Below are 19,605 nucleotides of genomic sequence, written 5' to 3'. Positions count from 1 at the left end.
CTGGTCATTTCCGACAGGATGAACCACAGGGTGCTGGTCTATAACAGCATCCCGTCATCGAATAACGCTCCTGCCGATTTTGTCATCGGCCAGCCGGATATGACGCATAATCAGATCAATCAGTCGGACATACACACTGCAAACACCCTGTATAGCCCGCATGGAGGAGTTATTAACGGGAACAGACTGTTCATTGCCGATTATTTTAACAACAGGGTGTTGATATACAACAGCATCCCCGCATCAGCTAACGCGAACGCTGATGTAGTGATCGGCCAACCGGATATGGTCTCAAATTCCGCAAACCAGGGAAGGGCAATGCCTGAAGCAAATACGCTTTACTATCCGATAGATGTTTTTACCGATGGGACAAAACTTATTATCTCGGACGCGGGTAATTACAGGGTCCTTATCTTTAATACAATCCCTGTATCAAATAATGCTTCAGCTGATGTGGTCATAGGCCAGTCGGATATGACTTCAAGAGCAAAGAACCAGGGCGGCAGTCCCTCTGCAAGCGCCCATTCGTATTGTTATGGACTTTTTTATGATGGCAACAAATTATTTATAGCTGACACTGAAAACAACAGAGTTCTTATCTACAATAGCCTTCCTGCAGTGAATAATGCTGCTGCCGATGTTGTTGTTGGGCAGCCGGATATGACCTCTTCAACCGCGAACAATGGAGGTGTTTCGGCAAGAAGTCTTTATTATCTTTCCGGAGTTCTAAGCAGCGGCGGCAAGTTGTTCATAACAGACAGAAATAATCACAGGGTCCTGGTGTTCAGCAATATTCCTACAGCAAATAATGCTTCTGCTGATGTTGTTATTGGACAGACCGATATGACATCACATTCTTTAAATCAGGGAGGCAGTGCCGCGTCAAACACATTAAATGCTCCGAGGGCTTTAAGAATTAATAATGGCAGATTGTTCGTTGTTGATACAGAGAATCATAGACTGCTTGTTTATAATACTGTCCCTATCTCAAATAATATGTCTGCAAATATGGTTATCGGCCAAAGTGATATGAGCTCAAATTCAGCGAACCAGGGAGGAGATCCATCATCTAAAACACTGAATTTTCCCGTTGGTGTTGATTGCGATAGCACGATATTATTTATTGCCGACGCATCTAACAACCGCGTCCTCATCTACGATCTAAACACCACCAAACCTGTTATTTCTGATGTCAAAATAAACGAGGCAGGAGTGGTGTCAGGAGATACCATTAATTCTATTCCCACACTTAAAGCAAAACTGTCAGGCTCAGGAACTGTTGGGGGAGTATATATAAATAATCTTAAGATAACCCTTGGCTCAACATTGTATACATATGCCTCATTTGATGCTTCTACAGATTCATATAATTCAACCACAGGCATATTCACATTCAAAGTTAAGAACGAACTGGTACCTGGCAAGTATGACCTTAAGATAGAGGTATCGGATTATCTTGGTAACTGGGCAACATATGAAGCAACCGACCTTGAGGTAAGAGCAGGGTCGGAAGCTGAGATAATAGGGGTACCTCTTAATTACCCGAATCCATTCAATACAACGGCAGGGACAACAAAGATAACATATAACCTGACCGTGGACAGCAATATATTGGTGTATATCTTTGATGTAAGGGGAGCGCTGGTGTGGAAGAGGAGTTATTTAACCGGGAGCATGGGAGGGAAAGCAGGGTATAACGAGGTTGAGTGGGATGGGAAAGATGACTTTGGTTCAACGGTCGGCAACGGGATCTACCCGTTCAGGATAGTGGCAGGGGCTAAGGTGCTGGGGAGGGGTAAGATAGCAGTGCTTGATTAGGGTCAAGGGGCAAGGGTCAAGCCGGAAAACCGTCTACTATACCCTTGACCCTACACCCTTGGCTACCTTCAGCTCTAGTAAATGACCTTGTTCAGCGGATATTCCACGATTCCCTCGGCTCCGGCGGCTTTCAGCCTGGGTATCAGATCTCTCGCTGTCTTTTCTTCGATTATCGTATCCACATCTACCCAGTTCTTGTCGCTAAGTTCGGCGATCGTAGGGTTCTTTAGTGCAGGAAGGCAGCACAGGACCTTATCCAGTTTGCCTTTTTGAACATTCATCTTAAGCCCGACGAGCGTCTGGGCAACAAGAGCGCCTTCCAGCAGGAGCAGGATGTTGCCTATCTTCTCTTTTTTCCACTTATCGGACAAAGCATCTTTATTGGCAATAAAGATAGTGTTTGATTCAAGCACCGTGTCCAGTATTTCCAGATTGTTCGCTCTTAATGAATTGCCCGTTTCTGTCAGCTCTATTATCGCGTCCGCGAGTTCCGGGCATTTGGCCTCGGTCGCGCCCCAGGAAAACTCAACCGTTGCCTTAACCCCGTTCTTTTTGAAGTACTGTTCCGAGATGTTCACCAATTCCGTCGCAACTCTTTTACCTTCGAGGTCTTTTACGCTTTTGATAGCCGATCCTTTTGGCGCTGCCAGGACCCAGCGTACCTTGCGCAGGCCCTGTTTTGCGTAGACGAGATCCTTTATTTTTTCAACCTTGCAGCCGCTTTCAAGGGTCCAGTCCGTTCCGGTAAGACCGCAGTCAATCACTTTGCTTTCCACATATCGTGCCATTTCCTGAGCTCTGATCAGCATTACTTCTATCTCTTCATCGTCGATCACCGGGAAGTAAGACCTTGAGGACAGTTTTATCTTGTAACCGGCCTTTTCAAACAGTTCAAAGGTCGATCCCTGGAGGCTTCCTTTGGGGAGGCCGAGTTTTAGTTTGTTTGGCATCGATTGGCTCCTTTGTTCTATTTTAACATCTTACGAGAAAGAGTGATAGAAGTAATTTTACACGAATCTATCACTAATTGATATATCCCGAATAACACGAATAGGTATATCCCCAATAGCTCCAATTTCCCCTAATAACACTTATGTAGCAAGCTAATGAACAGAATAGCCTTTTAATAGGCGCTTAAAGAAGATGCCGTTCCTGTTCATGCTTACTATTATCCCGATATTTCAAGTCAATGCCTACCTGTTCCATGAAGTTGATCTTGTTGCTTTTGAGCTCTTTTCTAACCGCTGATTGATATATCTTCTCTTGATAACCTCCCCCAAGATTGTTGTATGCCTTAAATAATATCCCAACCAGTTTATAGCTCAATTCCGGATAAATAAGCTTTGCTTCAGATGCCATGGTTTATCACCCCCTTTCACTATCAATTCCTCCCAGCAATTTTCCCGCCACCTCGACTACGCTCACTTCGTTGGCTCCGCTTAGTGCAAGCTGCCCCGGGCTAATGAAGAGAGTCGAGTGGCCTGTGCCTTTCGGGCTATTGGTGTTAATTGGAGCAATTAGGGATCATTCCATTGGTGTAATTAGGGATAGATCAATTAGTGATAAATTAGGGACAATGATATGCAGATACAAAAGTAAAAAGATCACTTTATGAGACATTGAAATCTAAGTTTTGAGGAATATATTGTATTTCTTCTCAAGCTTGACCGGATGGTAGCTCAACTTGGCTTTTCGGAGTCCCGGATGCCCCATATCCTGTTCGCGATTGATGTAGGTGAAATGAGACCATTCGTTCCTTACAAATTCTCTATTGATCAGCTGAGATAGTCCGCGGATCGCCGGGTCCGCTTTTTCTATATGGATGACCACGGTATCCTCGGTCAGTTTTTCACCTATGCTGAAAGCCTTTATCCTGCCGTTAACAAAGATCACCCCTCCGGTAAGCCCCAGCGCTCTAAAATTGCGCAGCGTCTCCTTAACGACCTCCGCTTCGCACTCTATATTGGGGAACAGCTCCGATTCTCTTTTCTTTTCTTTGCACCAGGCATCGTTGAGCAGGCAGCACTCTTCAAAATGTTCTTCCGACATTCTTTCGTAAGCAAAAGAGTCGGACCTCAAAAAATAGTTAATGTGGTTCCTTTTTCCGTCGTATTTCTTTCCCTTCAATTCCATAAGGTCCCCGGACAGGTAGATGTAATCGAACTGGTCAGGGTCCTCTTCTACGGCAAAGCGGCTGCTGTCCTTTGCATATTGCTCTACAAAGGCCAGCGGCAGACGCACCACCTTTGGCGCCGTTTCAAGGCATTTTATAAGAGTGTCTTCCATGTCAGTGTTCCCGAATGGCATCATAAAGTAGCGGTTCCTGTCGGGCGCATTCACAAGAAAACAGAGGTTGCCGTTTATCATGGTCAGCTCGGAGCGGTCAAATCTGCGCCAGGCAAAAAAATTGGCAAAGGTGTATTCGGAAAGACCTGAAGGGTGTTTGGCAAAATAGCTCTCAATAAGGGCTTTGTCGGAAAGCTCGAGGGACTTTAACAGAGGGTATTTGGGAATTTGCATCCTAAATTAATTCTACCATGAGATAATAGAATGGCAGCGGTAAAACGGCTTATTAGATGGAGCGGCTGGAAATGATCATCAAAAATGAACAGGACCTCATAAAACCATACCTGGAGGACGCTTCCGGGCTCAATGGAGCACATACGGATAAAGTGTTCCTTCCCGAAAACTATGATGAGGTGAACCAGGTTCTCAAAGCAGCAGCTGCGAACAAAGTACCGATAACCGTATCCGGAGGGGGCACAGGCGTGACAGGAGGCAGGCTTCCCTTTGCGGGGCAGGTCATTGCCACGGACAGGTTGAACAGAATATTGGACCTTAAAAAAGGTTCAATAACTGTCCAGGCCGGAGTACCGATAACAGAGATACACGCCGCAGCGGAAAGTCTCGGGTGTTTTTATCCCCCGGATGCAACCGAATGGACAGCGTTCATAGGAGGCAATATTGCCACAAATGCGTCGGGAGCACGCACATTTAAGTATGGAGCAACGAGGAAGTATGTTAACAGAATAAAGGTTGTATTGAGCAGTGGAGAGGCAATAGATATAAAGAGAGGGAAGAAATGTCCAATGTCCAATGTCCAATGTCCAATGCCCAATTATAAAATGCCGGAGATTAAGAATGCGGCGGGATATTATTCCAGATCTGGAATGGACCTGATCGACCTGTTCATTGGAAGCGAAGGAACTCTCGGGGTTATTGTCGAGGCCGAGTTGGAGTTGCTGCCAAAGGTTGGTTTTGTTTTTGCGGCTTTTGCGTTCTTTGAAGATGAGTATAGAGCGCTTGACTTTGTGGGTGATATAAAAAAGCAAACCTTCGAAAGCAGAAAAAAGAAGGACCCCGCAGGCCTTGATGCTTTGGCGGTCGAGTACTTTGACGAGAACGCGATCGTACTGCTGCGGACAAAGCACCCGGCGATCCCCGCCAAGACCAGGGCCCTTGTGTTCTTTGAAGAAGAAATAACATCACAAAAAGAGAATGCATACCTTGAAAAGTGGGGGGCGCTTCTTGAAGAACACGGAGTATCCCTTGACGATGTGTGGACAGCCGAAACTCCTGAAAAGGAAAAGGAACTTAAGGATATAAGACACTCCATGCCTGAAGCGGTGAACGAGGTCGTCAAAAAGAGGGGGTATCCCAAAGCGGGCACAGACATAGCGGTGCCTCATGACAGGTTCAGGGAGATGTTCAGTTTTTACAGGGATGTCCTCGGCAGTTGTGCGATCGACAATCTGATATTTGGTCATATAGGCGATAGCCATCTGCATGTTAATATGCTGCCAAAATCGAAAGAGGAATTTAGGGCGGTTAAAGACCTTTATATAAAGTTTGTCAGAAAGGCCGTGTCCCTTGGCGGTACGGCATCCGCGGAACACGGCATAGGAAAACTAAAACACGCTTACCTTAAAGAGATGTACGGCGAAAATGGCGTTAATGAGATGATAAAGGTCAAAAGAGACCTGGATCCGTTCTTAATACTGGGACCGGACAATATCTTCCCGTATCAAAAGGTTTGAACTCTTTAGACAGCCCTTTTAAGCCTGTTGTCCCTTCTCTTCTTCTTTAGGGCTTCTTTTCTTCTTTTTCTTTTTCTCTTGAGCTCTTTTTCTCTCTCTCGCATTTATTTCTCCCTTAGAGTATGATTATATTAGGATTATAACATGCGCCAATACAAAGTGCCGAAAGAGTTCGAACATTACAGGCTTGACCAGTTCATTGCCAAAAAGCTGCCTGCCGCAAGCAGGAACAGGATCCAAAAGCTTATTGCCGGGGGCTTTGCCAGGCTGAACGGCAGAGTCTGTGCAAAAGCAGCCCGCAAGGTTCTTCATGAGGATACGGTTGAAGTGGACATACCGGCACCCAAAAGAACGGAAGTGCTTCCCGAAAAGATAGAGCTGGATGTGATCTATGAAGACAAAGACCTGATAGTAATCAACAAGCCCGCCGGGATGGTGGTTCATCCTGCGCAGGGGCACAGGAGCGGCACTCTGGTGAACGCTCTTTTAGCCCACTGCAAGGACCTTTCCGGAATAGGCGGGGTTGAGAGGCCCGGGATAGTGCACCGCCTTGATAAAGAGACCTCAGGGCTTATTGTGATAGCGAAAAACGATAATGCGCACGGCGTTCTTTCCAACGCCTTTAAGAACAGGACAGTTGAAAAGCGGTATCTTGCCATGGTCCATGGCGTTGTCAAAGAGGACAAAGGAACACTGTCAGCGCCGATAGGAAGAAGCCAGTCGGACAGGAAAAAGATGGCGGTAATAGAACTTAAGACCGAAAAAGAAAAGAGCGACAACGAAAAAAAACACAGGAGATCAAAATCAAGAGCGGCCGTCACGCATTTCTCGGTTCTCAAGCGTTATAAAGACAAGACCCTGCTTGATCTTAAGCTTGAGACGGGAAGGACCCATCAGATAAGGGTCCATCTTTCACACGCCGGATACCCTATAGTCGGAGACACCATTTACGGGCTTAAGAAAGACAGATCGGAACGAATGATGCTGCATTCGTTCTTCCTGGGGTTCCAGCATCCTGTCCGGGATAATCAGGTCAGATTAGAAAAAAAACCGGACTGGAAGAGTTCTTAAGGTCTATCGTGAATGATCCAACAGTATTTGGTCGCCTAAAAAGCTGATTTTCTGGTTCCCGAATCCGAAGGTGCAGTCATCTATCTGGCCGAGTTCCGAGGCAGGGTCGGAAAGGTCTTTTCTTAAAGAAGCAAGATAGGAAGGCCTTAAAGAAAAGTCAAAATAATTGAATGCGGTATCTACCATGACATCATTTTGGGGAGCGGCTTTTCCCAGAAGACGGGCCATCACCATCAAAAATGAAACCAGATGCGGAATATGGGACGGGTCCACCGGAGTATAAAATGACGAAGCGAATTCAATTTGCGGAGTTATCAGGTCTTTCAGCAGAGGCCAGCAGCGAAAGTAGGTCCTTCCGGCTAAAGCCTCAAAACCGCTTTCCCCTTTGAGCCCCTCCTCCTCGATCCCGGCAGTAAGAGCTTCGGCATGGGTATCCTCAAGCCAGACATAATTCATGGGGCCGAAAAGCTGCTGCAGCTTTTCCTCGAATGTTATAGATGGGTTCTCGAGCAGCTTTTGGTATCTTCTCAGGAGCCTGGAAAAAAGCATGCTGTGAAAACCTCCTTCCTTTAAGGGCTTTGCTGTTGAATCCAGAGCGCCCATGACCGCAAGCGAGATCCTGGTAGGAAAATTGAATGAGGAGATCATATCGGGCCTGTATAAAAACCCAACATCCGAGAATAAACCGTGATATTTAACCATATTAAGGACCGTGTCCATGTCATAAATAGAAGAAAGTCCCAGTTCCTTTTGTATCTCCGGGTCCCTCAGCACTTCATAACCCTGTTCGGGATGATCGGCTCCGGCTGAGCGGGCGTAGCCTATATCATGCAGGCGAATGCCGGCCTCAAGGTCCCTTTGCTGCTGCCAGTCAAGCACACGGTGTTCGTCAAAGAGCCATGACATGAGGTCGAGATAGGTTTTTCTACTCTCGTAAGCTCTGTTTTCAGGCAGTATGGCATTCCAAAAACGCTCTCCCTCGCAGCTTCTAAGAGCCAGATAATTGCTTACTGTCTGCCTAACATGCAAAAGCCTCTCTCTTCCGATGCCAAGCCCTATCTGTGTTCTCCAGATATTTGTCCTGTCGCTGTGAGGCATAAGGGTTGTTCTTGCCATAATGTGTCTTCTCTTATACATTTATCGCAATTAAGGGCGGAGGATTTCAGGAGGGGAGAAAGGCTTATAGCCAGATATAATAATGCTATAATTTTTCAATAATGCTGCTTGCTGTAGATATAGGGAATACAAATACAGTTGCCGGGATCTTTAACGGTAAAACCCTGGTTAAGACGCTGCGATTTGAAACAATGTCCAATTTCCAATATCCAATGTCCAATTTTAGAAAATACAAGATTTCACGGGCAGTCATTTCAAGCGTAGTCCCTTCTTTAGATAAGAAGATGGCAAAGATCGTTAAGCAGTTGTTCGGGGTCAGGCCGTATTTTGTTAATGCAGGCACCTTTAGGGGGCTTATGGGCATCAAGCTCAAAAAACCTAAGGAGATCGGGGCGGACAGGCTGGTCAATGTGTACGCGGCGCGGAGGCAGTATGGGAAGCCTTTGATAGTGATAGATTTTGGCACCGCGACAACATTCTGTGCGGTCGATAAAAACGGGGCATATCTTGGAGGCGCGATCGCTCCGGGAGTAAACCTGTCAAGGTCTTCTCTCCACGAAAAAACCGCCAAGCTGCCCCTGATAGACCTTAAGTTCCCAAAAAAGGTGATAGGGGATGATACGGTATCAGCGATGAGATCCGGGATCTTCTGGGGGTATGTGGGAATAACCGAGAAAATGGTGGCCCTTTTCCGTAAAAAGCTTGGGAAGGGGGCAAAGGTCATTGCCACAGGGGGACTTGCCGGCATAATCTCGGATAAAACTGATATAATCGATGTAGTAGAGCCAAATTTGACGCTGATCGGGCTCAGAATGATAGGGGAGATAAATGGCGGAAGAAGTTAAGGTAAGAAGAGAAAAAATAGAACAGCTGAGGAGCGAGGGCATAGAGCCCTTTGCCTACAACTATGACAAAGATATCGACTCGGCGCAGCTCCTGGCCAAATATGCCACCCTTGAGAAAGAGCAGGAGAGCGAGAGAGAATACAGCCTTGCAGGCAGAATAGTTTTGAGGCGCGGGCACGGCAAAGCGGCGTTTGCTCATATCCAGGATGAGGCCGGCAGGATACAGATATATGTAAGGCTTGATAATGTGGGTGAGAAACAGTTCGCCGTATTTGAAAAGACCGATATGGGAGACTTTATCGGCGTAAAGGGCAGGATCTTCAAGACCAAGACCGGAGAGGTCTCTGTCAAGGTAAAAGAACTTACTCTCCTTACCAAGGCAGTTCACCCGCTCCCCGAAAAGTGGCATGGCCTTCAGGATACGGAACTCCGGTACCGGCAGAGGTATGTCGACCTTATTGTTAACAGACAGGTCAAGGAGATCTTTGTTTTAAGGAGCAGGGTGATCTCCGGCATCAGGAGGTTTCTTGAGGATAAAGGGTTCCTTGAGGTGGAGACCCCCATACTGCATGTCCTTCAGGGAGGAGCCGCGGCCAAGCCTTTTAAGACCCATCACAACGCGCTTAACATGCCCCTCTTTCTTCGCATTGCCCCCGAACTTTATCTCAAAAGGCTCATTGTCGGAGGTTTTGAAAAAATATTTGAGCTTGGCAGGGTCTTCAGGAACGAGGGCATGTCGTTCAAGCATAATCCCGAATACACCATGCTGGAGATCTATCAGGCTTATGCCGATTACAATGACATAATGGGACTGACGGAAGATCTGATCAGCACGACCGTGAAAAAAGAGCTTGGCACCACAGAAGTGACCTTTAAGGGCATGAAAATAGATTTCAAAAAACCATGGAAAAGAATCACTCTGAAAGACGCCCTGATGCAGTTTGCCGGAATAAACATAGACCTGGGCCATGATGAGCTGGTGAAGCTCGCAAAAGACAGGGGCGTTGATGACGCCAGTAAAATGGGGCAGGGCAAGCTCATAAACGAACTGTACGACAGGTTCGTCGAGCAGCATCTCATCCAGCCCACATTCATAACAGACTATCCCATAGAGACCTCTCCTCTGGCAAAGAAGAAGAGAAATGATCCAAAGCTGGTGGAAAGGTTTGAAGTGATCGTTGCGGGCATGGAAATGGCCAATGCCTTTTCGGAATTGAACGATCCAATAGACCAGAAGCAGAGGTTTGAAAAACAGATGGAGCTAAAAAAAGCCGGTGACGAAGAAACTGAATCCATGGACGAAGATTATGTCAGGGCCCTTGAATATGGCATGCCGCCCACGGGAGGGCTTGGCATAGGGATAGACCGGCTGATCATGCTGATGACGGATTCGCATTCGATAAGGGAAGTCCTTTTGTTCCCGCACATGAGGCCGGTTGCATAAATAGAACCCTCACCCCCTTCCCCTCTCCCAGAGGGAGAGGGGTGAAGGAGAAAAAGATGATAGTAACTGAACAGAAGAAGTACGAAGAAATACTTGAGATGTTAAAGGACGCCAAAAGCATTTTTGTTGTGGGCTGCGGGTTGTGCGCTACCTCCAACAAAACAGGGGGAGAAGCCGAGGTCAAGGAAATGGCGGAAAGGCTGAAAAAGGACGGGAAAAAGATCTCGGGAACTGCCGTAGTTGAATCCACATGTGATGAGCGCCTCTGCCGCAAAGAGTTTTTGAACCATAAGAAACAGCTTGATGAAGCGGATGCTTTTCTTGTTATGTCCTGCGGAGCGGGGGTCCAGACCGTGGCAGCTCTAGTAGGCAAGGCGGTCTTTCCGGCGCTTAACTCATTGTTCCTTGCCAAGACATACAGAGCCGGCAAGTTCTACGAAATGTGCACTATGTGCGGGGAGTGCCAGCTGGACAAGACCGGAGGCATTTGTCTTTTGACCAGGTGTCCCAAGAACACCTTGAACGGCCCGTGCGGCGGCTCGACAAAGGGCAAATGCGAGGTTGACCCCAAAAATGACTGTGCCTGGGCGCTTGTTTACGAGCGGCTAAAACAGCTTAACAGAGTTGAAGACATAAATGACTTTAAACCTGTCAAAGACTGGTCCAAGGCTCTTCGACCCCACAGGACGGAGATGTAAATGTCCTTCAAGAAAGCCCTGGCCTCAAAGAAATTTATCCTGACCGCAGAGATCTTTCCTCCCAAAGGCGTTGATGCGGATGATGCTATAAGCAAGGCTGTAAGCTTAAAAGGGATCGTTGATGCTATCAATGTGACGGATAATCAGAGAGCCGTCATGAGGATGAACCCTATTGTGCTGTGCCACAAACTTATACACGAAGGTATAGATCCTATACTTCAAATGTGCTGCCGCGACCGCAATTCTATGGGGCTTTCTTCCGATGTCCTGGCTGCTTATGCGCTTGGGATAAGGAACATCCTGTCAATAACAGGGGATTATCCCATAAAGGACGGAAAAGTCCTGGCAAAACCCGTGTTCGAGCTGGATTCGGTCCAGCTCCTGGACCTTATCAGAAAAATGGGAAAAGGGCAGGACCTGAACGGGTCTCCTCTTAAAGGAAATCCTTCATTTAGTCTCGGGTCAACGGTTAACCCCAACAGCGAACAGATCGACCTTCAGATAATGAAATTAAGGAAAAAGCTGGATGCGGGGGCGGAGTTTATTCAGACGCAGGTTATTTATGATATAGACGGTTTCAAGAAATTCAAAGAAAAGACTTCAACTCTCAAAATGAAATTGCTTCTGGGAATATTTCCACTCAGGACCTTTGAAATGGCAAAATTCATGGAAGAAAAAGTCCCCGGGGTTAAAGTAGGGGATAAAGTGCTTAAGAGAATGCAAAGTTCAAAAGAGTCGAAACAGGAAGGCATCCAAATCGCTGTTGAAACGATAAAAGAACTTAAGCCTTACTGCGACGGAGTCCATTTTATGACGATGAATGATGCAGAAGTGGTGAAAAAGATTATCGCGGAGCTATAGATCCTGTATATTATGAAAAATAAAAACCATCGAGAACTTTATTATGAAGACATAATAAAGAAACTCAACAAAAAAAAGATAAAATATCTTTTGATAGGAGGCATAGCTGTAAATCTTCATGGTGTCCAGCGGGCCACGGGCGATATGGATATAATGCTTGCCATGGACAAAAGCAATTTGCTTAAGTTTGTTTCCGCTGTTGAAGAGCTCGGATTGGAGCCAAAAGTTCCTGTGGATCCCAGGGAATTGGCGGATCCGGTCAAAGTTAATGAATGGAAAAGAAAAAAGAACATGAAAGTATTTTCTTTTTGGGATATTGATAATCCTTATATTGTTATTGATGTAATGACCGAAAATTACATTGCTTTTGAAAGAGCGTATAAAAGAAGAAAAGTAATTGAATCTTGGGGCGTAAAAGTTCCGATTATTTCCATGAAGGACTTGATCGAGCTAAAGAAGATCGCTGGAAGACCGCAGGATCTTGCAGATATTGAAGCGTTGAAAAAATACGGGGCAAAATGATGAAAAAAAAAGGTTTGTTTTATGTTTATTCCAAAGAAAAAGCAAACGAATACAAGAAATTATCCCCGCAGCAAAAACTGGAATGGCTCGAAAAGATGAGCAGATTTCTGTGCTATTTTATGCCGCGCAAAAGCAAGGTCGTTATTGAGAAATTGAGGAGCGGCAGATAGAACACAGAAGCACAGAACACAAGCTCTAATTTCTTCCTCCAACCACTATTTGAGGTATCCTGACCGTAGGCATCGCATCCGTTACGGGAGCATGATCGCCCTTTCCGCAGGTCCCGGTTATAAAGTTGAGGTCATTCCCCACCATGTCGATCTCTTCAAGTATCTTTGGTCCGTTCCCTATCAGCATGGCGCCTCTTACAGGGGTCTCTATTTTTCCTGCCTTTACCAGATATCCCTCCTGGACATCGAAGACAAAATCCCCGTTGGTAACATTTACCTGGCCTCCCCCGAGTTTCTTTACCAGAAGCCCTTCATTTATTGAGGATATTATCTCCTTTGGATCGGTTTTTCCTTTTTCAATATAGGTGTTCGTCATTCTGGGATGCGGCTTCAGGGTATAATTTTCTCTCCTGCCGTTCCCGGATGACTTTATTCCCAACAGTTTAGAAAAATAGATGTCGCTCATATAGCCTCTCAGCACCCCGTTCTCTATGAGGACCTTTTTTTGTGAAGGGGTTCCCTCGTCGTCGCAGCCGAAGGAGCCATAGGCATTTGGGATGGTGGCATCGTCAATAACGGTGACCAGCTCTGATGCGACCTTTTGTCCGAGCTTTCCCGCATATACCGAGATCCCTTTATAAATGAAATCTGCTTCGAGCCCGTGGCCGCAAGCCTCGTGTATCAATGTCCCTCCGGCCTCGCTCATTATTATGACGGACATCTCTCCCGAAGGGGCGTGCGGGGCAGAAAGCATCATGATAGCCCGTTCCGCCGCTTTTTTAGCGAGGGATTCGATGGTCCCCAGGTTGGGTAGGGGAAGCTCGCGAGCTGTCCCTACAATACAATTTCCAAATGTTTCATAACCTGTCTGTATCACCCCGTCTTTTTCCGCTATCACATTGATCACAAAACGGGTCCTCGATCTCGAATCTGATCTATTGACACCGTCAGAGTTCTTGACCTTAATGAGTTGTGTTTTATCCCCGTATGACACCGTGACCTGCTTGATCAAATTGCTTGCCGATCTTGCCGCCTTGTCGGCTTTGTGGAGCAGCGAGATCCTGGAGTCTATCGATGGTCCGGTCTGGGCATCCGGCCGCAAACCCCCAGCATTTTCATAACTATAATCTATTTCCCATCCTTTTATAGTGCGTATGCCGGTCCCGGCTTCTGCACCGGTTATTATCTTGTCTATCTTGCCGTCTTCAAGGATTATGGATGTGGAGGACGAGGATTCTTCAAAGGTTTCAGTAAAATCTGGCATGGGGTTATTATAACATGAGGGTTTTTGTAGGGGCAGGTCGCGACCTGCCCCTACCTGGGTTAATGCCTTACCTCTTTATATTTTATCAATTCTGATATCAATTGATTTGTCGGGGTCGGAACACCAATATCTTTGCCCATCCTGACGATGGCGCCGTTCAGAGCGTCTATCTCGGTCTTCTTGCCTTTTTCTATGTCCTGGAGCATGGAGGGCCTGTGGGAGGAAGTAAGCGGAATTAAGCGGTTAAAAAGGGTCTTTATGTATTCTTCCTTGGTCGCGGGCTTCAGCGCAATACCCTTTTTCTGGGCGATAAGATAGACCTCGCCCACTATCCTTCTCATGATGTCTTTTGTGTGTTCGGAGTCCAGCAGCTGCCCGTAGTTGATGTTAAGTAAGGAGGCCAGGCCGTTGAGCGCACAGTTGTAAATGACCTTTCCCCAGATAAATTTAACTATTTCCGGAGTTGTCCTGGTCTTGATGCCGGCAAAGGAAAAGAGGGATGCTATTTCTTCGACTTTCTCTAAGGAAGTATTCGGGCTTATCCTTCCGATAACGACATCATCTGCGCTAACGGTCACTTTTACCGCTCCGGGCACAGCGGTTTCCGCTCCAAAAATAATCCTGCCCCCAAGGGTCTGTTCCTGTCCTACAGCCTTTGAAACAGCCTCTATGTTGCCCAGGCCGTTTTGAAGGGACAGAACAATGGTATTGTTGTTAACGATATTCACTATATCGGCCAGTGCGGCTACTGTATCGTAGGACTTAACCGTTAGCAGGATGAGGTCAAAGGTGCCCGCGTGGTCCTCTTTGAGATGTTCGCTGTTGGAATAGGCAAGCAGATCCCCCGCTTCATGGAGTCCCCAGATGCCGTCTATCCGCAGTCCCTTTGCCTTTATCGCCTCCATCTGGGCGGGGCGCCCCAGCAGCACCACTTCTTCTCCCGCTTTTGACAGGAATCCACCAAAAACACATCCTATAGAGCCGGCACCGTAGATGAGGATCTTCATTATGGGGGACATAATACCATATTAAATACTAAATCCCAAACTCTAAATCCTAAACAAATTCAAAAGCTAAAATTAAAAACAAAATAGCAAAGTTTATTGTCGTAGTCGTCAAAAGGTGCTTTTATTAAGAATGTACAGCACATGGCTTGTCTGGTTAAAGTTGCCCGGTTGGAACCCTAGGACTTTTATTCTTTCAAGATCGAATCCGCAGGAGGCAAAGAGGTCTTTCCATTCTGTAATGCTTCTGAAACCGAAAGGGAAGGCCATCTCGGGAACGCCTACGGATAAAGCATTGCTTAAAAGGTCTATTATAGTTATCATGGCTTTTTGGGTGCTGTGATCAAAACCCAGGAACTTGTTAAAGGCGGGCTGTTCATAGCGGGTCCGCTCAAACTCTTTAATTCCCGCCACATTTGACCGGGCTAGAATTGACAAGTCCTCTTCCGTTATTATTGAGTCTTCCTCAACTATTAAACGCTGATCAACGGCCGTGCCCACCCCCGTAAGAAAGGTCTTCAGTTCGTTGTCCGTCTTTCCTGCGTGGTGAAGGACCGCCAGAAGCATGCCCGTATCATAAGACCTTGGAGCAAAGGCGCCTTCTCTTGAAAAATCAAGCACATGATAATCTATGTCAAGACCGGGGGTCTTCCAGTCAAGTACGTCAATGCCGGCGACTCCGTCAGTAAGTATATCAGAGTGATTGTCCCTGAACCTGGCAGCCAGATCGCCTCCGCCGCAGCCTATATCTACCAGGCTGTTCCCGGACACAAAAGGGAAAAGGAGTCTGTCCCTTGCTGCCGGCTTGCTCAAATGCTTATAAGCTTCATATGCCTGATCGAATTCCGGGAACCAGATCGCATCACGGGGGGAATATTTTCGGCTCATAGAGGTGATAATGTCGAACAAAAAATGGGGGCTTTTGCTTATATCTCCGATCCTTTGAAAGATAGAATTGACCAGGACCCGGTTCCTTGCTTCTATAGAATCAGGGTTAAGGCTGTCTGCCTGCGGATGGTGCGTCATTATGGCTGCGGAATAGTTTTTGCACATCAGTTGCCTGACAAAGCTGTTTGCGGCGGGGTTAGAAAAAGCCTCGAAAAAGTCCGAGGCGGTTCCTGATTGTTCCTGTGTAATGACAGATGGGCAGACCAGCGCTCTCTGCCATGCTTCTGTGCGAAGGCCGAGAGGGTTTAACGGTACCATTGCATAATTCAGCGTTTTTAAGGCGGCTGCGCCAAGGCGGGATAAAACAGATGTGTTGCCCGGAAACAGCGCCCCGGGAGAATTGCAGGCCCGGTTAAAGCCGATACTTAAGTGATTAAGATATGACAAGGCTCCTGTCATGATCGGGTCCTCTGTTCCTAGAGAGGCCTAACATTAAAGCTCAGCTAAAAATATGGACCTCTCTAAACAGTTATCTTATTCCAGAGGTATGGGCTCCTATGTATGCAGCCAGTGCAGAATGTATGCAGTTGCCTACTAAATTGAGCGTACCGTTCCCAGCCATTTTATGGATATCTGCATTATCTCCTGCTAACGCTAAAAGATCGGGTGTTGCTTTTTCTATTCCGTCATGGTTAACATCGCTCGCCCGGTTTTGCCAGCAGTATACAGCCCAACTATTTATAACGGATATTTGAGTTGATCTTCCCAACTGTCCGAATACATCAACTGCTTTTGGTTTGTCAGCTATTAACATTGAACGCAAAACATGCTCAGTTTGATTATAGTTGCCTACACGGGTTGCTTCAATTTGGTCCAGGACAGCCGGCATTTTTCCGACTAATCCCTCTCGAACATAAAGCCCGCCCAGAGAGGTATGCCTGTTAACAAATGACATAAGCTGCGGATCGGTCATACCCATGATCATTTTGAGCCGAAGCGTATCCAGCCCCTCGGTGTTCCACAAATGATGGTATCTAGAATCTCCACTTAAGGGGTTCAAAACAAGATCTCTCAGCGCATTTAGTTTGTTGCCCTTAAGGAGGGCAAGCGCCACATAATCGGGGGTATCTATTCCCCAATACTGCGAGGTCAGAATAGTTTCTGCTCCCAGTTTTTCCATCACATCCGGGTTAAGATCAATACCTGCATCTGTCTGACCTGGGCGGGCTAAACCGTCCAATATCCAGCCCCTTGCCTTTGGGCTGGCGCCGCTTAGAAGTTCGTAATTAAAATCAACATCAGCCTCAAGTGGTTTGAGGGCATCAAAATACGCTCCCATTCCTGAAGGACATGTATTACTTTTGCTGTGTCTCTCAGCTTCGGTTATAAAGCCACTAAGCACTATGTCTCTCGGGAAGCGATTAAGAACGAGAGTTTCAGCGCCCGGTCTGCCTTGCATCATCCATGGACTTCCGTAAGGGGCCGTTGTCGTTACAATTCTCGATACGGGCCTTGCAGTTGGTGAAACCATCTTGGGACCTCCTTTGTTTTTTTCTGCGGGCTGATCCTTCAAAATCCCCTTCATGTATCTATCGTCAAATTTTGTTCAGGATTTCACTTGAATCTTAAGTCTGTTTTGCACAAAAGACCTTATCGGGCAAAAAAATAGTGGGAGTCCAACTTGGGGGTATTCCGTGCTCCGTATTACGGCGCGCCGGAAGAGGGGGTGAACTCCCACGAAATTGCTTTTTAAAACTCTCCCAATCCCAGATGATGATATGCCTCAACCATCAATCTTCTTGCAGGATCAAGATCTTCGAACCGCGGAGCTTCCATATAGTTCTTGACCACTGGTTCAGTCCCTGACGGCCTTATTAATATCCAGGCGCCGTTGGCAAGCACTATTTTGATGCCGTCGCCGACCAGCAGCTGCGAAATCGAAGAACCCGCAATATTTTGCGGGAGCATTGCGGAAACACCGCTCGGGTCTTTAGAAAGCTGCCTTATGAGGCCGACCACTTCTTCCGAGGGTGCTGTGTCCTCTCTTGTATAAGGATATGGCCCGAAACGGCTGACAAGGTCGGCATACAGAGTGCCGAGATCTTTGCCGGTATGGGCTATTGCTTCCATCATCAATAACACTGCGGCTATTCCGTCTTTTTCAGTTACCCAGACCGACCCGTCAAGAGCCGGAGTTTCACATCCGGAGCTTTCTTCTCCCGCTATCACATATCCTCTGTTAAAAAGGCCGTCAACGAAGTACTTAAAACCGACATTGGTCTCATGAACGGTCCTGCCGTATGAGCCTGCTATGGCATCAAGCATGTGAGTGGTCCCTATAGTTCTGCCGATCCGCATGCTGGTCGGCCAGCCTCTAACGCTTGACAGATAGTCTGCCAGCACGCAGAGGATCTGGTTCGGGGTCAACAGTCCGGTGGCATCCTCTCCTCCAAACCGGTCAGCGTCGTTGTCAAGAGCTCCCAGAAACGGCACTCCCAGCGCTTCTCTCTGACCTTTGATCACCTGCATCACATGCCATGAAGAAGGATCGCCTCTTAATTCACCGTCCCAGTCATACACTTTCTGCGCGCCTTCCGGATCAGCTTCGCCAAGCAGTACGCTTATATTGGTATCGTATCTCTGATTAATTGCCTCAAAATAGCCTATTCCCGAACCTCCCAGCGGGGTTGCTCCGAACCGCATTCCCTTGAGAAGGTCCATTCTAACGACCCTTGACAGGGCCTCGACATACGGGCTCATCATGTCCATTTCGACTATCAGTCCTCTTTCCAGCGCTTCTGCATATGGCATACGATTGATAAGTTCAGGGCTTGCCATAAGCGCATTGCCGAGCTCATCTATAGGCGCGGTGTTGACATTGGGCCCTCCATTGAAACCGTTGGTCTTAATACCTCCGTTCGAAGGTGCGTTATGGGAAGCAGTGTCGATCATTCCTTCTGCCAGACTGTTATCTCCAAGCATGTTCCTTAGATTCTGGGACAAGATCATGAAAGAGATCACAGGGGTCGGGGTAGGCCGTCCCTGAGAGTTTATTATGACCCTTTGTCCATTCCCTGCCAGGACCTCGCATACGGTGTTCTGAGCAAAGTCAGAAACATGCCTTACATCTTTTCCGAGAAAGATGGAGCCCAGCGGTCTTCCCGCAATAGATGCTTCGTATTCCGGAGATAGCATTGGTCCGAACCTGCCCGCGCTTGCGCGCAAATTGACGCAGGCCTGGGTCATTGCGGCCACATGAAGATCTGCGAACCCCGGGCCTACCAAACCTCTGTGCCCTGAAGTTCCGTTCTTTAAAGGACTCAACTGGCCTGCAGGATTAAAAAACCTGTCTGCTATTACACTCCTTGACAAAAGAGCCGAAGGTTGCGGTCTTGTGGTCGCCAGCGGACTAACCGGTCTTGCCATGTTTCCCCTCCTTGGATCAAAAAAGTTGCTTACGCTAATCTATCGTAAGGAAAAATATGAAATTTCACTTTTTTGCAGCGGCAAAAGAAATCATATCAAGCCGCAGATCAGTTTAAGAAGGAGCTCGTTATCGTAATAAGGAGTTCCTGCCACGGCCAAAGGGGCCAAGATATTGTCTATTCCAAGAACCCCAAGATCTCCTGCCTGCAGATACCCAAACCCATCGGGTGAGATATATTCTGACCCGGGCTGATTGGCAATTATGTGGTGAAGATAATCGTGATCCTGTCCCGGAGAGCTGTCGCGCCGTCTTATGGTATCCAGGAATGTTGACCCCATGTCGGCGGCTGTCATTCCTCTTGTTTCGAAGTCGTTTATGGAATTGGTCACTAATATTTTAACTGCGCCGCTTTCTCTTACAGCTTCTGCCATCCCGGCCAG

19 protein-coding genes are annotated in these 19,605 nt (G+C 47.1%); 9 read left to right on the top strand and 10 right to left on the bottom strand.

Going from position 1 to position 19,605, the window contains the following annotated elements:
• Positions 1 to 1,818: hypothetical protein (locus WC490_07220; GenBank protein ID MFA5098393.1), on the top strand; the 1,818-nt coding region annotated here is incomplete at its 5' end.
• Between the two features lie 74 nt (positions 1,819 to 1,892).
• On the opposite strand, the gene hisG is transcribed toward WC490_07220, so the two are convergent.
• The 3 genes from hisG to WC490_07205 form a co-directional block, all read right to left on the bottom strand.
• Positions 1,893 to 2,768, bottom strand: a complete 876-nt coding sequence (gene hisG, locus WC490_07215; GenBank protein ID MFA5098392.1) for an ATP phosphoribosyltransferase — start codon at positions 2,766 to 2,768, stop codon at positions 1,893 to 1,895.
• A gap of 184 nt (positions 2,769 to 2,952) precedes the next feature.
• Positions 2,953 to 3,177, bottom strand: a complete 225-nt coding sequence (locus WC490_07210) for a GxxExxY protein (protein MFA5098391.1) — start codon at positions 3,175 to 3,177, stop codon at positions 2,953 to 2,955.
• A gap of 267 nt (positions 3,178 to 3,444) precedes the next feature.
• Complete coding sequence (locus WC490_07205) at positions 3,445 to 4,338, bottom strand: phosphatidylglycerol lysyltransferase domain-containing protein (protein MFA5098390.1); 894 nt, start codon at positions 4,336 to 4,338, stop codon at positions 3,445 to 3,447.
• Between the two features lie 71 nt (positions 4,339 to 4,409).
• On the opposite strand from WC490_07205, the gene WC490_07200 reads away from it, so the two are divergent.
• A complete protein-coding gene (locus WC490_07200; GenBank protein ID MFA5098389.1) occupies positions 4,410 to 5,855 on the top strand; it encodes an FAD-binding oxidoreductase in 1,446 nt (481 codons plus the stop codon).
• A gap of 144 nt (positions 5,856 to 5,999) precedes the next feature.
• Positions 6,000 to 6,926 carry an RluA family pseudouridine synthase gene (locus WC490_07195; GenBank protein MFA5098388.1) on the top strand — a complete coding sequence of 309 codons (927 nt, stop codon included), beginning with the start codon at positions 6,000 to 6,002 and terminating at the stop codon, positions 6,924 to 6,926.
• A 3-nt stretch (positions 6,927 to 6,929) separates the two neighbouring features.
• Here WC490_07195 and WC490_07190 read toward each other — a convergent pair whose 3' ends face one another.
• Positions 6,930 to 8,042 carry a hypothetical protein gene (locus WC490_07190; GenBank protein MFA5098387.1) on the bottom strand — a complete coding sequence of 371 codons (1,113 nt, stop codon included), beginning with the start codon at positions 8,040 to 8,042 and terminating at the stop codon, positions 6,930 to 6,932.
• 101 nt (positions 8,043 to 8,143) lie between these two features.
• Here WC490_07190 and WC490_07185 point away from each other — a divergent pair, with 101 nt between their 5' ends.
• Genes WC490_07185 through WC490_07160 form a run of 6 tightly spaced genes read left to right on the top strand, consistent with a single transcriptional unit; the run spans position 8,144 to position 12,582 of the window.
• Positions 8,144 to 8,887, top strand: a complete 744-nt coding sequence (locus tag WC490_07185; GenBank protein ID MFA5098386.1) for a type III pantothenate kinase — start codon at positions 8,144 to 8,146, stop codon at positions 8,885 to 8,887.
• On the top strand, positions 8,871 to 10,331 hold the full coding sequence (gene lysS, locus WC490_07180) for a lysine--tRNA ligase (protein MFA5098385.1): 1,461 nt from the start codon (positions 8,871 to 8,873) through the stop codon (positions 10,329 to 10,331). Before WC490_07185 ends, lysS begins: the two co-directional genes overlap by 17 nt.
• 56 nt (positions 10,332 to 10,387) lie before the next feature.
• Complete coding sequence (locus WC490_07175; GenBank protein ID MFA5098384.1) at positions 10,388 to 11,029, top strand: methylenetetrahydrofolate reductase C-terminal domain-containing protein; 642 nt, start codon at positions 10,388 to 10,390, stop codon at positions 11,027 to 11,029.
• Complete coding sequence (locus WC490_07170) at positions 11,030 to 11,890, top strand: methylenetetrahydrofolate reductase (protein ID MFA5098383.1); 861 nt, start codon at positions 11,030 to 11,032, stop codon at positions 11,888 to 11,890.
• 12 nt (positions 11,891 to 11,902) lie between these two features.
• On the top strand, positions 11,903 to 12,412 hold the full coding sequence (locus tag WC490_07165; GenBank protein ID MFA5098382.1) for a DUF6036 family nucleotidyltransferase: 510 nt from the start codon (positions 11,903 to 11,905) through the stop codon (positions 12,410 to 12,412).
• Positions 12,409 to 12,582 (top strand): hypothetical protein, encoded by a 174-nt coding sequence (locus WC490_07160; protein MFA5098381.1) that lies wholly within the window; start codon positions 12,409 to 12,411, stop codon positions 12,580 to 12,582. Before WC490_07165 ends, WC490_07160 begins: the two co-directional genes overlap by 4 nt.
• 25 nt (positions 12,583 to 12,607) lie before the next feature.
• On the opposite strand, the gene WC490_07155 is transcribed toward WC490_07160, so the two are convergent.
• The 6 genes from WC490_07155 to WC490_07130 form a co-directional block, all read right to left on the bottom strand.
• Positions 12,608 to 13,846, bottom strand: a complete 1,239-nt coding sequence (locus tag WC490_07155; GenBank protein ID MFA5098380.1) for a TldD/PmbA family protein — start codon at positions 13,844 to 13,846, stop codon at positions 12,608 to 12,610.
• Positions 13,847 to 13,905: 59 nt separating this feature from the next.
• Complete coding sequence (locus WC490_07150) at positions 13,906 to 14,853, bottom strand: ketopantoate reductase family protein (protein MFA5098379.1); 948 nt, start codon at positions 14,851 to 14,853, stop codon at positions 13,906 to 13,908.
• A gap of 108 nt (positions 14,854 to 14,961) precedes the next feature.
• Positions 14,962 to 16,197 carry a class I SAM-dependent methyltransferase gene (locus WC490_07145; GenBank protein ID MFA5098378.1) on the bottom strand — a complete coding sequence of 412 codons (1,236 nt, stop codon included), beginning with the start codon at positions 16,195 to 16,197 and terminating at the stop codon, positions 14,962 to 14,964.
• A 70-nt stretch (positions 16,198 to 16,267) separates the two neighbouring features.
• Complete coding sequence (locus tag WC490_07140; protein MFA5098377.1) at positions 16,268 to 17,323, bottom strand: hypothetical protein; 1,056 nt, start codon at positions 17,321 to 17,323, stop codon at positions 16,268 to 16,270.
• A 164-nt stretch (positions 17,324 to 17,487) separates the two neighbouring features.
• Positions 17,488 to 19,164, bottom strand: coding sequence for a hypothetical protein (locus WC490_07135; protein ID MFA5098376.1), 1,677 nt, complete (start codon positions 19,162 to 19,164; stop codon positions 17,488 to 17,490).
• Between the two features lie 90 nt (positions 19,165 to 19,254).
• Positions 19,255 to 19,605 (bottom strand): hypothetical protein (locus tag WC490_07130; protein MFA5098375.1); only part of this gene is annotated, 351 nt, incomplete at its 5' end.

The organism is Candidatus Margulisiibacteriota bacterium (genome assembly GCA_041650635.1).
Taxonomy (GTDB): domain Bacteria; phylum Margulisbacteria; class WOR-1; order JAKLHX01; family JBAZKV01; genus JBAZKV01.
Note: the sequence above shows the minus strand (reverse complement) of the source record. Positions and strands in the feature narration are given on the sequence as shown.